The organism is Brevibacillus sp. HB2.2 (genome assembly GCF_013284275.1).
Lineage (GTDB): Bacteria > Bacillota > Bacilli > Brevibacillales > Brevibacillaceae > Brevibacillus > Brevibacillus brevis_D.
In genome coordinates this window covers 1-13,088 of record NZ_JABSUV010000007.1, presented here as the reverse complement: position 1 = coordinate 13,088, position 13,088 = coordinate 1, and the positions used below count along the sequence as shown (strand labels likewise).

General features: G+C 48.3%; 13 protein-coding genes. All 13 read left to right on the top strand.

What is annotated here, in order from left to right; genetic code table 11:
- The first annotated feature begins 2 nt into the window (after positions 1-2).
- The 13 genes from HP401_RS06575 to HP401_RS06515 all read left to right on the top strand — a co-directional run bounded on the left by HP401_RS06575 (position 3) and on the right by HP401_RS06515 (position 13,052).
- Positions 3-1,151, top strand: a complete 1,149-nt coding sequence (locus HP401_RS06575; RefSeq protein ID WP_016740195.1) for an NADH-quinone oxidoreductase subunit D — start codon at positions 3-5, stop codon at positions 1,149-1,151.
- Positions 1,148-2,158: an NADH-quinone oxidoreductase subunit NuoH gene (nuoH, locus tag HP401_RS06570; RefSeq protein ID WP_015893612.1), complete on the top strand. Its 1,011-nt coding sequence runs from the start codon at positions 1,148-1,150 to the stop codon at positions 2,156-2,158. The genes HP401_RS06575 and nuoH overlap by 4 nt, the downstream gene beginning before the upstream one ends.
- Before the next feature lie 135 nt (positions 2,159-2,293).
- Positions 2,294-2,707 (top strand): NADH-quinone oxidoreductase subunit NuoI, encoded by a 414-nt coding sequence (gene nuoI / locus HP401_RS06565; protein WP_064200411.1) that lies wholly within the window; start codon positions 2,294-2,296, stop codon positions 2,705-2,707.
- Position 2,708: 1 nt separating this feature from the next.
- Entirely contained in the window at positions 2,709-3,218 is a 510-nt protein-coding gene (locus HP401_RS06560) for an NADH-quinone oxidoreductase subunit J (RefSeq protein WP_173604495.1), read from the top strand.
- Positions 3,215-3,526, top strand: coding sequence for an NADH-quinone oxidoreductase subunit NuoK (nuoK, locus tag HP401_RS06555; protein ID WP_007722089.1), 312 nt, complete (start codon positions 3,215-3,217; stop codon positions 3,524-3,526). The genes HP401_RS06560 and nuoK overlap by 4 nt, the downstream gene beginning before the upstream one ends.
- Before the next feature lie 27 nt (positions 3,527-3,553).
- Positions 3,554-5,467, top strand: coding sequence for an NADH-quinone oxidoreductase subunit L (nuoL, locus tag HP401_RS06550; RefSeq protein WP_173604494.1), 1,914 nt, complete (start codon positions 3,554-3,556; stop codon positions 5,465-5,467).
- Positions 5,460-6,992, top strand: coding sequence for a complex I subunit 4 family protein (locus HP401_RS06545; RefSeq protein ID WP_173604493.1), 1,533 nt, complete (start codon positions 5,460-5,462; stop codon positions 6,990-6,992). Before nuoL ends, HP401_RS06545 begins: the two co-directional genes overlap by 8 nt.
- Positions 6,993-6,995: 3 nt before the next feature.
- Positions 6,996-8,528 (top strand): NADH-quinone oxidoreductase subunit NuoN, encoded by a 1,533-nt coding sequence (gene nuoN / locus HP401_RS06540; RefSeq protein ID WP_173604492.1) that lies wholly within the window; start codon positions 6,996-6,998, stop codon positions 8,526-8,528.
- A gap of 104 nt (positions 8,529-8,632) precedes the next feature.
- On the top strand, positions 8,633-8,863 hold the full coding sequence (locus tag HP401_RS06535) for a DUF1146 family protein (protein ID WP_087341724.1): 231 nt from the start codon (positions 8,633-8,635) through the stop codon (positions 8,861-8,863).
- A 97-nt stretch (positions 8,864-8,960) separates the two neighbouring features.
- Positions 8,961-9,704 (top strand): YwmB family TATA-box binding protein, encoded by a 744-nt coding sequence (locus HP401_RS06530; protein ID WP_173604491.1) that lies wholly within the window; start codon positions 8,961-8,963, stop codon positions 9,702-9,704.
- A gap of 18 nt (positions 9,705-9,722) precedes the next feature.
- The gene (murA, locus tag HP401_RS06525; protein WP_173604490.1) at positions 9,723-11,039 is read left to right on the top strand and encodes a UDP-N-acetylglucosamine 1-carboxyvinyltransferase; all 1,317 of its coding nucleotides are present in this window, start codon (positions 9,723-9,725) and stop codon (positions 11,037-11,039) included.
- A gap of 174 nt (positions 11,040-11,213) precedes the next feature.
- Positions 11,214-12,230, top strand: a complete 1,017-nt coding sequence (gene spoIID, locus HP401_RS06520; protein ID WP_173604489.1) for a stage II sporulation protein D — start codon at positions 11,214-11,216, stop codon at positions 12,228-12,230.
- An 87-nt stretch (positions 12,231-12,317) separates the two neighbouring features.
- Complete coding sequence (locus tag HP401_RS06515; RefSeq protein WP_015893602.1) at positions 12,318-13,052, top strand: M23 family metallopeptidase; 735 nt, start codon at positions 12,318-12,320, stop codon at positions 13,050-13,052.
- Positions 13,053-13,088: the final 36 nt, after the last annotated feature.

Below are 13,088 nucleotides of genomic sequence, written 5' to 3'. Positions count from 1 at the left end.
AGATGAACCATAACATCCTCACGACTCATGTTGATACCTCTTCTGAAACAGGACTTCGTACGGAAGAGATGTTATTAAACGTAGGTCCACAGCATCCAAGTACACACGGAGTATTTCGTTTGGTAGTAAAAATCGATGGGGAAACCATTAAAGAAGCGATTCCGGTCATGGGCTACCTGCATCGAGGTACAGAGAAACTGGCAGAAAACTTGACCTATACGCAAATTATTCCTTATACAGACCGTATGGACTACGTGTCCGCCATGACCAACAACTACGTTCTCTGTCACGCAGTAGAAACGATGATGGGGTTGGAGATTCCAGAACGAGCTCAGTTTCTACGATTGATCGCAATGGAGTTGAACCGGGTGGCGAGCCATTTGGTTTGGTGGGGAACGTTTCTTTTGGATATTGGTGCGATGGGGCCCTTCCTATATGCATTCCGTGATCGGGAGACGATCCTCGATTTGTTTAATGAACTGTGCGGGGCGCGGATGACCTTTAACTACATGCGCGTAGGCGGAGTGAAATGGGATGCACCTCCAGGCTGGACAGACAAAGCCAAAGAATTTGTCCAGTATATGAAGAAGGAATTGAATAACTACCATCAGCTGGTGACGGGTAACGAGATTTTTATTAACCGTCTCAATGGAATCGGCAAGTTCGATACAAAAACGGCGTTGGATTACTCGCTATCAGGTGTCATGCTCCGCTCGACAGGTGTCAAGTGGGATCTGCGCAAGGACGAACCGTATTGCATTTACGATCGTTTTGAATTTGATGTGCCAACAGCGACTGAGGGAGATTGCATGGCGCGCTATCATCTGCGCATGGCTGAAATTGAACAATCTCTGCGAATTCTTGAGCAGGCATTGGAGCAATTTCCAAGTGAAGGCGAAGTCATGGGCAAAGTACCACGTGTAATTCGCCCGCCTGCTGGGGAGACATATGTGCGCATTGAGTCACCGCGGGGAGAAATTGGTTGTTACATTGCCAGTCAAGGTAAGGATAAACCGTGGAGATTGAAGTTCAGACGGCCTTCGTTTACCAATCTGCAAATTCTGCCTAAGCTGTTGCAGGGGGAAAACCTCTCGAACATGGTTGCTATCCTGGGCAGTATCGACATCGTGCTCGGGGAGGTTGACTGTTGATGAATACTCTCTTGCAGCAAGCACCCTCATGGGGGACCACACTTTGGTTTATCATAGCGGCAGTATTACTGCTTGCCGTCGTGTTGGGATTCGTTACGTACGCTATTTACTTCGAGCGTAAAGTGATTGGGTGGATGCAGCTGCGCATCGGGCCGAATCGAGTAGGACCATTGGGACTTCTCCAGACGGTTGCGGATGTTGCCAAGCTGCTACTAAAGGAAGATATTCGTCCGCAACATGCTGATAAAGCGTTGTTCACTCTAGCACCAATATTGGCCTACGCCCCTGCTTTTGCCGTATTGGCGGTCATGCCTTTTACGGACAGCATTCGGTTCGCTGATCTGGGAATAGGGCTGTTGTACTACATCGCCTTGTCTGGGATCACCGTATTAGGTGTGATCACGGCTGGTTGGGCCTCGAATAACAAGTACTCGCTGATCGGGGGTCTCCGCTCTGCTGCGCAGATGATCAGCTATGAAGTACCGCTGGTCATGTCCGTGGTGGGTATCGTTCTATTGACGGGCAGCATGAATCTCAAAGATATTGTCGAGGCGCAGCGGGATGTATGGAATATTGTTCCGCAGTTTATCGGATTTGCTGTATTTATCATTGCTGCCCAGGCCGAGCTGAATCGTACGCCGTTTGACTTGCCGGAAGCAGAGTCGGAGCTCGTTGGCGGTTACCACGTCGAGTACTCCGGTTTCCGTTTTGCGATGTTCATGCTGGCGGAGTATGTGTACATGTTCGGGATGGGTGCCTTGATCACGATTCTCTTTTTTGGTGGATGGTTGCCGATTCATCCATCGCTGGACTTCATTCCGGGAATCGTTTGGTTTATCCTTAAATTTTCTGTTTACGTCTTCCTCCAGTTTTGGATTCGCGCCACAATGCCGCGCTTACGTGTCGATCAACTGATGTCGTTTGCTTGGAAAGTGCTGTTGCCCGTGGCATTGTTCAACATCCTGCTTACAGCTGTAGTGGTTTCTTACCAAAATGGCATGTTCTAGTAGCGACTTGATCGAAAACGACTAAGTCCCACTGTTTTCATAGCGCAGGCTTCGCCATAGGCTTACTTCGTCAAAAGCTAGCTTTCGTCAAAAACGTGGTGCAGCCAAGTTCTCAAATCCTGAGGGGTGACACACATGCTAGGACTGGCCAAAGGCCTGGGGTATACATTTAAAAAGCTCACGGAGAAAAAAGTAACCCATTTCTATCCGGATGTGCCCTTTCCAATGCCGCCTCGTTTTCGCGGTATTCAGCACTTTTCTCCTGAAAAATGCATCGTCTGCAACCAATGCGCACGCATTTGTCCGACGGAGTGTATTCAACTGACAGGGAAGCCCCATCCTGATCCGGAGAAAAAGGGAAAGATTATCGATACGTATGATATCAATTTTGAGTTGTGCATTTTATGCGATCTGTGTACAGAGGTTTGTCCCACTGAAGCGATTGTAATGACAAATAACTTCGAGCTGGCTGCCTATAGCCGGGATGAATTGTACAAAGACTTGAAATGGCTAGACGACAACAATACGAACGTCAGGGAGGAGAATTAGTATGACAGGCGAATTCGTTGCCTTTTTTATCCTGTCCCTTCTGACGATCGGTGGCGCGGTGTTTATGATCAGCTTTACGCGCGTCGTTCACATGGTAATCTCATTGGGTGTTACGTTTATCAGCATTGCAGGTCTGTTTGTTTTGCTGGGAGCGGAGTTCGTCGGGGTCGCACAAATTCTGGTTTATTCAGGGGCTATCTCCATTTTGATGCTCTTTGGAATCATGCTGACCAAGCACGATGCGAACGATGAGGGAACAGGCCGGATATGGAAAAACCGTTTTATCTTGCTCTTCGTAATCGTTCTGTTCGGATTATTGTTCTGGGGTGTGCAAAATACACCGTGGCCTGCGCCACCGTCACCTGCAAATGCTCCTGTAAACAATGCAAAAGAAATCGGTATCGAAGTATTCACCAAATTCGTCATACCATTTGAGCTGTTGTCGGTTCTGTTGTTGGTCGCGTTGGTCGGTGCGATCATCATGGCGAAAAAGGAGGGGGATAACGAATGACAGTAAGCATTTCCTCCTACTTAATGGTCGCTCTGATTCTCTTTTGCGTAGGCCTGTACGGCGCATTGACGAAGCGAAATGCAGTCGTCGTCTTGTTATCAATCGAGCTGATGCTGAATGCTGTAAATATTAACCTGGTTGCCTTTTCCAAGTTCGGACTGTATCCATCTGTGACGGGACAAATCTTTACCTTGTTTACGATGACGGTTGCAGCTGCCGAGGTTGCCGTAGGGCTAGCGATTCTGATTGCGCTGTACCGCAACAAGGAGACCGTGAATGTAGACGAAATGGACCAAATGAAACGATAAGAGGGAAACCTGAAAAGGAGGACAAAGATGGATACTCTAATGCACTATGCCTGGCTGATCCCTCTGTTTCCGCTTCTTGCTTTCATCGTGATCGTCTCATTTGGTCGCCAATTGAAAGAAGGAGCGGCCATAGTGGGCATTACCCTGACGGCTGTTTCTTTTGGAATCGCAGTGCTCATCTTCTGGGAGAGATTCCAGGGTGGGGGAACTGATTACAATTATGTGATTGATTGGCTGCATATCGGCGATATCGTGATCAACATGGGATTCGAAGTGAATCCGCTGAATGCCATGATGCTCGTCATTGTGACATTGGTCAGTCTGTTGGTCCAAATCTATTCCAAAGGCTACATGCATGGGGATGAACGCTTTCCAGTGTTTTATCAATACCTGGCGCTGTTCACGTTCTCTATGCTGGGATTAGTCATCTCGCCAAATTTGTTGCAAGTATATATTTTCTGGGAGCTGGTCGGGGTATGCTCCTTCCTGCTCGTTGGCTACTACTACTTCAAGAATGAGGCAAAAGCGGCTGCCAAAAAGGCTTTTATCGTTACACGCATCGGGGATCTGGGTCTGTTCATCGGGATATGTCTATTGTTCTGGTGGACCGGAAGCTTCGAGTACGGGGCAATTTTTGAGAGTATCGCACTCGGACGATTGGAACCATGGATGATTACACTAGCGGCGATCCTCATTTTCGTTGGGGCCATGGGGAAATCAGGTCAATTTCCGCTTCATACATGGTTGCCTGATGCCATGGAAGGTCCAACACCTGTGTCTGCATTAATTCACGCGGCAACGATGGTCGCGGCTGGTGTTTATTTGGTCGCTGCTACCTATCCGCTGTTTATCGCATCCGATACGGCTTTGACAGTTGTGGCGTATGTAGGAGGATTCACCGCCATATTTGCAGCTTCGATCGGCCTGACCCAACGGGATATCAAGCGTGTCTTGGCTTATTCCACAGTCAGTCAGCTCGGATACATGATGATGGCATTGGGTGTAGCTGGTGCTGCTGGTTATGTAGCAGGTTCCTTCCATTTGATGACGCACGCGTTTTTCAAAGCATTGCTCTTCCTTGGAGCAGGTAGTGTCATCCATGCCGTACATACGCAGAATGTATTCGAAATGGGTGGCTTGTGGAAAAAGATGCCGATTACCGCTTTGACTTTCTTGATCGGTTGCTTGGCGATTGCGGGGATCTTTCCGTTCGCTGGTTTCTGGTCGAAAGAAGCGATTCTGGGGGCTGTTTACGGAGCGCATCGCTACGATTTGCTGTTCATCGCGCTGCTCGCAGCATTCTTTACCGCATTCTATATGTTCCGTCTGTTCTTCCTGACATTTGCAGGGAAGGCACGTGGCAAGCACGAAGCGCACGAATCTCCAGGAGTCATGACAGGCCCGCTCTTGGTCTTGGCATTGCTTGCGGTTGTTGCAGGCTTTGTGAATACACCGTACGCGCCATTACTCTCTGATTGGTTGTTGTCAACGAACACGGGGACGGCGATCACGAGCATATTTGGGGGAGGCAGTGAGCACGCAGCAGCTTGGTTGCAGATTGTGGCACTGTTGATCTCTATTCTCGGAGTCGTGTTGGCTTACCTGATGTACGGCAAGAAATCCATCTCCTCGGACACCATTCCAGAAACAATGCCGTGGCTCTATCAGCTCTCATACAAGAAGTACTACATCGATGAGCTGTATCACAACGTCATTGTTCGTCCACTTGGCTGGATTGGATTCGTCCTGGATGTATTTGATAAGTACATTGTGGATGGTTTGGTTGGATTAACAGCAAAAATTACCCAAGGAATCGGATCTTTGCACGCAAGAGTTCAAAGTGGGCAGATCCAGTCCTATGGGGCAATGGTCATATTCGGTCTGTTACTATTGATCATCGCCATCAGTTTGACGGCCAAGGGAGGTGGACTCTTTGGGTAATATCCTTTTGTCATCACTGGTGTTCTCTCCGCTGCTGGCGATTATCGTCATGGCTTTTATCCCCAGTCGACATGCAGGTGTGATCAAGCAGGTCGGGATTTATGGAACGTTGCCGGCACTTATCTTGGCAGGTTGGATGTTCGGCATGTTTAATTACGAGACAGCCAATCTGCAGTTTGTAGAAAAGCACAGCTGGATTTCGATTCCGATTGGAATGGCTCAGGAAGGCACAGTCTTTGCTTTTGAGATCAACTATGAACTCGGTATAGATGGTATTTCGATGCCATTGATTTTGCTGACGGCGATTATCGGTACCCTCGCAGCAATTGCTTCGTGGCAGATCAAGAAGAGGCAGAAGGAGTATTTTATCCTGTTTCACCTGCTGTTGATCGGCATGTTGGGAGTCTTTGCTGCAGACAATCTGTTTCTGTTCTTCATTTTCTTTGAGCTCACACTCGTACCAATGTACTTCCTCATCGGGATTTGGGGATATGGAGAGCGCGAACAAGCAGCGAACAAATTCCTGTTGTATAACGGAATCGGTTCAGGGATCATGCTACTGGCTTTTATTGTGATCTTTGTCATCATGCGGACGCTCAATATCGATGAAATCACGGCGATCCTGACGACACCAGGGCATCCGATAACCGAAATCCTTACGCCGGAAATGCGTTTTGGCATCTTCCTAGTGCTATTTATCGCTTTTGCGATCAAGCTGCCAGTATTTCCGTTCCACACGTGGATGCTACGCGTTCACGTACAGGCTCCACCTTCTATCGTCATGATTCACTCCGGTATCTTGCTGAAGATGGGGGCGTACGGTCTTTTGCGGATGGGAATCGGTTTTTTCCCAGAGCAGGCCTATGACTTCTCTACGTGGATAGCTGTTTTGGGGATTATCAACATTTTGTATGGGGCTGTGTTGGCCTTCGTACAAAAGGATTTAAAAATGGTGCTGGCTTACTCCAGTATCAGCCATATGGGTATCGTCTTGCTTGGTTTCGCATCGATGAACACGATCGGATTTCAGGGCGCGATGTTCCAGGTGGTATCGCACGGCTTTATCTCAGCACTGCTCTTCTTCTTGATCGGTGTCATTTGGGATCGGACGCAGACATCGATGCTCGACGATTTGGGCGGTTTAGCCAAATCGATGCCGTTTGTCAGCGGCGTGCTATTGGCAGGCGGGATGGCTTCACTCGGACTTCCGGGCATGTCCGGATTCATTAGTGAGTTCTTTGCCTTCCTCGGTCTGTTTGGTCGTTTGCCAGTAATGGCAGCAGTGGGAGCGATCGGGATTGTCCTCACCGCGGTTTATTTACTCAGAGCGATCTTGAAAACGACTTTTGGCCCTACTCCGGGTAGATGTACAGGACTTGCTGATGCACAGCCGATGGAAGTCATTCCGATGGTAGTCCTATTGGGATGTATTATTCTCATCGGGGTTTATCCGGCAGTTCTGGGGAATCCGATGCAGCAGGCGCTGAAAACGATCGTACCTATCGTAACGGGAATAGGAGGGTAATCCATGGAGGTTAAAGATATTTTCTCATATGACTGGAGCTACCTTCTGCCCGAGTTTATCATTCTTGGCTTTGCTACCTTTTTATCACTGCTGGATCTTTTTGCGGGCAAGCGCCTTGGCAAGCAGGTCATTGGTTGGCTATCCTTCCTGGGAACGGTCATAGCGGCGATCTTTGTGATCATCAATATGAATGCTCTCGATAAGCCATACAGCTACATGATCGACATGATCCGAATCGATGATTACGGTAATGCGTTCAAGCTGATTTTCCTGGCAGGGACAGCTTTCGCCATTCTCATCTCGCTGTCCTATCTGAAAGCAGGAGAAGTCCAGCACAGAGGCGAGTACTACTATTTGCTGCTGACCGGGCTTCTCGGGGCTATGGTCATGGCTTCGTCGGCTGACTTGATTACCTTGTTCGTGGGACTGGAGCTATTGTCTCTCTCGTCCTATGTACTGGTCGGATTGCGAAAAAAATCGCGGCTTTCCAACGAGTCGGCGTTCAAATACGTCGTTTCGGGAAGTATTGCCACGGCTGTGCTCCTGTTCGGGATGTCGTACGTATACGGACTCGCGGGAACCACACATATTTATGAAATCTCATTCCGGTTGGCAGAAGCGGGAATGGCGGGCTATCAGTTCCTCGTCTATACGGCGTTTGCGTTTCTCGCAGTAGGTCTTGCATTCAAAATATCTGCAGCGCCTAACCACATGTGGGCGCCAGATGTTTATCAGGGTGCTCCTACCCCGGTCACTGCTTTCCTAGCTGTTGTGTCAAAAGCAGCAGGTTTCGCGCTGATCTTTCGCGTGATGATGATCTCGTTTTTCAACGTTTCCGATGGAACGGGATCAGGACGGTTCTTTTTCGAAGAGGGAAGCCTCTATCTGGGGCTGATGGCAGCTGCCTCGATGATTATCGGGAACACGATGGCGCTCAGGCAGACAAACGTCAAGCGTATGATGGCTTATTCAGGTATTGCGCAAGCGGGCTATTTGCTCGTGCCGTTTGTACCGCCGACCTCTCTCTTTTTCAGCGAGGTAATCTTCTATCTGTTCGGTTATTTGCTGGTCAGCTTTGGGGCTTTCGCTGTGATTATGGTTGTATCTCGTGAGCAAGAGACAGAGGATTTGAAAGGATTCGCCGGATTGTATCATCGCTCACCAGTGATGGCCATTGCGATGAGCATCTTCCTCTTGTCCTTGGCAGGTATCCCGATTACGGTTGGCTTCTTCGGGAAGTTCTATCTGTTTATGGGTACATTAGTGGTAGAAAACTACTGGCTGGCGGCAATTATGATCATCACCAGCGTCATTTCCTACTACTACTACTTTGGGATTATTCGCCAAATGTACATGCGTCCTGGGACAACCGAAGCACCGATGGTTGTGCCAAAAGGCATTTGGACGTTTATTCTCATCATGGCAATCGCTACCGTGTTCTTCGGTGCTTTCCCGGGTCTGGTCACCGACTATATCCAGATTCATCTCAATCCGTCCTTTGATTTCGGGAACATGCTCTCTCCCAGCTCTCAGTGATACTCGTAACTGAATAGCACTTCAGGTACAATAGAAGGGATGGCTCGTGATCGGGCCGTCCCTTTTTCTATGATTCTCGGTTGGGCAATGAGGAGGTAACGAGCATGTCACAAGAAGTATATGGCTTGTTGAGCATCATTTTATCGATTGCGTTTATTGGGCTCGCTTGGTGGGCGTTGCAATCTGTTCGCTTTGATAAGATTTTGAAAAAACCAAATGGTGCTCAGGCGAAGCTGTTGCAAATTATTCTTTCCATTGTGATTGGATATGAACTGTCCCGCTTTTTCCTTGATTACTTGGGCTGGTCCCTGACATTCGGGAATTTGTTCAACTAAATACCCAAAGACGACGATTCGCTGGTATATCCACCCAGCTACATGTACAAAATGAGAAGTACAAAGAGATACATGTAAGCATAGGGAGAGGATATCAATGGGGAAATGGTCTGGTTGGTGCGTGCTGGCTCTATTGCTCGTGATGGGGGCCGTGTATTGGATGCCTGCAGAAGCAAAGGAAGAAAAGCCGGTTGTGACAGAAATGATGAAAGCACTAGAAGAGTCGGGCGCAACGGGTGTATCGGTTCAGGTACGTATGCGTACGGCGATGGGAGAAGGCCTGCTTCCTGAACAAGTAAAAGAGTTGGCGACGAAATGGGCACAACAACTTGAGATTCCGTTTTCCCCAAGCGAACAATCGCGTAAACACAACATACTCGCATATAGGACTACATACACACAAAACGGCGTGGATCTGAGCTACGAGGTGACAGGAGTGCCTAAAAATGGAGCATTTTCTGTATATCTAGTACTTCAGTTATCTGGAAACCGTGATTCGCTACTATATATTGGACAAGTACAGGAAACCTTCATGAATGCCCTGCAAAGCGCCGACTTTATTCCGCAAATTAGCACTTGTATTCGCGGATTGTACAATGTTAAGATGGGTGTTGACCAACAGGAGGGTAAAATATTGTCGATTTTTGGTACTCTCCAGGCAACAGAATTAGAACGTTTGCAAGATGAGACGGTTGTCAGCATTTCAGGGTATACCCCTATGTGGGAATCATTCATCGCGTTAAACGGTCAAAAGATGAATCTACAGGTGGCTACTCATCGTGACAGCCATTCTGGAACATGGATTACGGTAGGTACACCAATCATCACTGTGGAATATTAGCACGCGGAGGGGTACACATTGGATAAAATTATTGTCCGTGGTGGTAAGGCATTGGCTGGAAATGTAAAAGTATCTGGCGCCAAAAATGCCGTACTCCCTATTATTGCAGCATCTATCTTGGCAGAAGAAGGGACTTGCGTCATCTCAGATGTACCAGGCCTCGACGATGTCCGGACGATATGCGACCTTTTGAAATCGATGGGAATCTCCCTTACATATGATCATGAAGTGCTGACGATCGATGCTTCCAAGCTTACGAGTGTAGAAGCGTCCTATGAACTGGTCCGCAAAATGCGCGCATCTTTCCTCGTGATGGGGCCGCTTTTAGCCAGAAAAGGACAAGCTCGTGTCGCTCTTCCGGGTGGATGTGCTATTGGTACACGCCCGATCGACCAGCACCTAAAAGGGTTTGAGGCTATGGGAGCCAAAATCGAAATTGGACAAGGGTTTATTGAAGCGACGGTAGAAGGACGATTGAAGGGTGCGAAAATCTACCTGGATATCGCTAGCGTCGGTGCAACAGAAAATATTATGATGGCCGCTGCTTTGGCAGAGGGAACCACATTGATCGAAAATGCGGCAGAAGAGCCGGAGATCGTTGATTTGGCGAACTTCCTGAACAGAATGGGAGCAAAAATCCGCGGTGCGGGTACAGGTTCAATCCGCATCGAAGGCGTGGAAAAGATGAAGGGCTGCACACATTGTGTCATTCCTGACCGCATTGAAGCAGGTACTTTCATGGTGGCTGCAGCGATTACTGGTGGGGATGTCTTTGTGGAAGGTGCGATTTGCGATCATCTCAAATCCGTGACCGCCAAGCTTCGTGAAATGGGCGTGGACATTGAGGAGCAAGAAAACGGCATTCGTGTACGCCGCACAGGCCCACTGAAAGCAGTTGACCTCAAGACGCTGCCATACCCTGGCTTCCCGACGGATATGCAGTCGCAAGTGATGGCGCTTTTGCTTGTTTCAGAAGGAACGAGCATTGTGACCGAAACAGTATTTGAGAACCGCTTCATGCACGTGGAAGAGTTCCGACGCATGAATGCAAACATCAAGATCGAAGGCCGCAGTGCCATCGTCGAAGGCGGTTCCAAGCTGACAGGTAGCAAGGTAGCAGCAACTGACTTGCGTGCGGGTGCAGCACTTGTACTGGCTGGGCTTGTATCTGAGGGAGAGACTGAGGTTTCTGCCCTGCACCATATTGACCGTGGCTACGTGAACTTTACGGAAAAGTTGCTGGCTTTGGGAGCAGATGTAGAACGCGTGGTTCCAGCTCGTGAAAAAGCAGTTTCCGAAACCATCAAAGTAAGCTTCTCTCCTAATTTTGCTTGATAAATGCGTCAACCATATGGCAAAAACGAAAGATTCTCTGCGTATGCAGGGGGTCTTTTTTTCGTTCTCTCGACTCTCTCATTCTCTCGTTCTACCGCTCTGTTGCAGGACATAGACTTTAGTAGGTTATTTAAGACTTTTCGTGTCTAGTACGTAACGGGGAGGATCTCTTGCATGAAACGCTATCTACTCATGTGGTTTATCGCTTTGCCGATCTTGCTCGTCATGATGCCTGCTGCTCTGGTCTTTTGGTTTTCACCAGAAATAAGCCCTGTCAGTCAGCCAACTGTGGCCGTCTCGGAGCCTGCCATACCGGCGATGAAGGAATCCGCATCCTCTCTTCCGGTTAAGGTGTACCGTACAGAAAAGAAGGCCGTGGAAACATTGCCGCTAGAAACGTATATTACGGGAGTCGTAGCGGCGGAAATGCCAGCCGAGTTCGAGCTGGAGGCTTTAAAAGCACAGGCGTTGGCGGCCAGGACCTATATCGTGCGCCGTTTAAAAGAGGGCAAGTTTGATGATGTGCCATCAGGCGGTCAGGTCTTGGATACGGTGCAGCATCAAGTCTATATGGATGAAAAGCAACGGCGTGAACGTTGGGGAGACCAGTACGAATGGAAAAACAAACGCATCCAGCAAGCAGTTATGGCGACAGCAGGGGTGATCTTGACCTATCAGAACGAGCCCATTGACGCGACGTTTTTTTCCACCAGTAATGGTTTTACAGAGAACTCGGATGAATATTGGGAAAAGCCCATCCCTTATTTGAAGAGCGTTGCGAGTCCTTGGGATATTCAGTCTCCTCGTTATGAGGAAACGGTTGTCCTGTCCACAGTGGAGCTAGAAAAGAATTTGGGCGTCAAGCTCACACAGGAGGCTTCTACCAGTGGTTCCTGGTATCGGATCGAATCGCGTACAACCGGAAATCGCGTAGGAACCATCAGCATTGGTGGCAAAGAATTTACTGGCCGAGAGTTTCGTGAAAAGCTGAATTTGAATTCTTCCTCTTTTACGTTGGACTTGCGTGGCAATCAGGTCTTCATTACGACCAAAGGGTACGGTCATGGTGTCGGGATGAGCCAGTGGGGAGCAAATGGAATGGCCAAAAGCGGCAAAAGTGCGGAGCAAATCGTCAAACACTTCTATCAAGGAATTAGTCTGCAAGAGTATAAAAGAGTAATCCCAGCCTAAAAGAAAAGCAAATTTTTACTTTTCCCTACTCTCTCAGGTTTATACGCCAAAATTCTGGCGATACTGAGGGATGAGGTGATGAATAAAATGGAAGATCAAAAAAATCAAAATCAACCGATTCCATTCAAGAAGGCAAGTTCTTGGAAAAAAGTTTTGGGCAAGAAATGGGCGTTTCCTGCAATCTACATCGGCACCGCAGCAATCATTCTCGCTTTTGTGATGTGGTATCAGGGCAATGTCATGGACACGGTATCCAAAATGACGAATGGCACAGATGGCGTGGCAGTGACAACTCCTACAGCTCCTGAGACGACTACACCGCAAAACGAAGAAGCGGTACCTGCTACAAGTGGCGTACAACCACTCGCTTGGCCAGTAGGAAAAGGCGTACAGTACAATGTGGGCATGAACTACTACGATGAAAAAGCCTCCAAGGAAAATCAGCAAAAAGCATTGGTCAGCTTCGACAACACCTTCTATCCGCACACAGGTATTGACCTCGTATCCACGGATGGAAAGGGCTTTGATGTCATCGCAGCTCTTGCGGGTAAAGTAGTAAAAGTGGTGAACGATCCACTTGTCGGCAACGAGATTGAGATTGAGCACGCTGGCAAAATGATTACGGTATATCAAAGTATGGAAAGCGTTACAGTCAAACCAGGCGATGAAGTGACACAAGGTCAAGTAATCGGGTCTGCTGGACGCAACACCCTTGAAAAAGACGCTGGCGCACATCTTCACTTTGAAGTTCGCATCGATAACAAGCCTGTCAATCCAGAGCAATACTTGATTCAGGCTGATACGGAAGTAAAAAATCAATAACCAATAAATGTAGAAAAACACCTGTAAACAACAACA

What these genes read in the sequence shown, in the direction of transcription:
- HP401_RS06530 (WP_173604491.1), top strand. Translation starts at nt 8,961, where the DNA reads ATGGGGAAATGGTCTGGTTGGTGCGTGCTGGCTCTATTGCTCGTGATG.
- nuoK (WP_007722089.1), top strand. Translation starts at nt 3,215, where the DNA reads ATGACAGTAAGCATTTCCTCCTACTTAATGGTCGCTCTGATTCTCTTT.
- spoIID (WP_173604489.1), top strand. Translation starts at nt 11,214, where the DNA reads ATGAAACGCTATCTACTCATGTGGTTTATCGCTTTGCCGATCTTGCTC.
- nuoI (WP_064200411.1), top strand. Translation starts at nt 2,294, where the DNA reads ATGCTAGGACTGGCCAAAGGCCTGGGGTATACATTTAAAAAGCTCACG.
- HP401_RS06560 (WP_173604495.1), top strand. Translation starts at nt 2,709, where the DNA reads ATGACAGGCGAATTCGTTGCCTTTTTTATCCTGTCCCTTCTGACGATC.
- HP401_RS06575 (WP_016740195.1), top strand. Translation starts at nt 3, where the DNA reads ATGAACCATAACATCCTCACGACTCATGTTGATACCTCTTCTGAAACA.
- nuoN (WP_173604492.1), top strand. Translation starts at nt 6,996, where the DNA reads ATGGAGGTTAAAGATATTTTCTCATATGACTGGAGCTACCTTCTGCCC.
- nuoL (WP_173604494.1), top strand. Translation starts at nt 3,554, where the DNA reads ATGGATACTCTAATGCACTATGCCTGGCTGATCCCTCTGTTTCCGCTT.
- HP401_RS06515 (WP_015893602.1), top strand. Translation starts at nt 12,318, where the DNA reads ATGGAAGATCAAAAAAATCAAAATCAACCGATTCCATTCAAGAAGGCA.
- HP401_RS06535 (WP_087341724.1), top strand. Translation starts at nt 8,633, where the DNA reads ATGTCACAAGAAGTATATGGCTTGTTGAGCATCATTTTATCGATTGCG.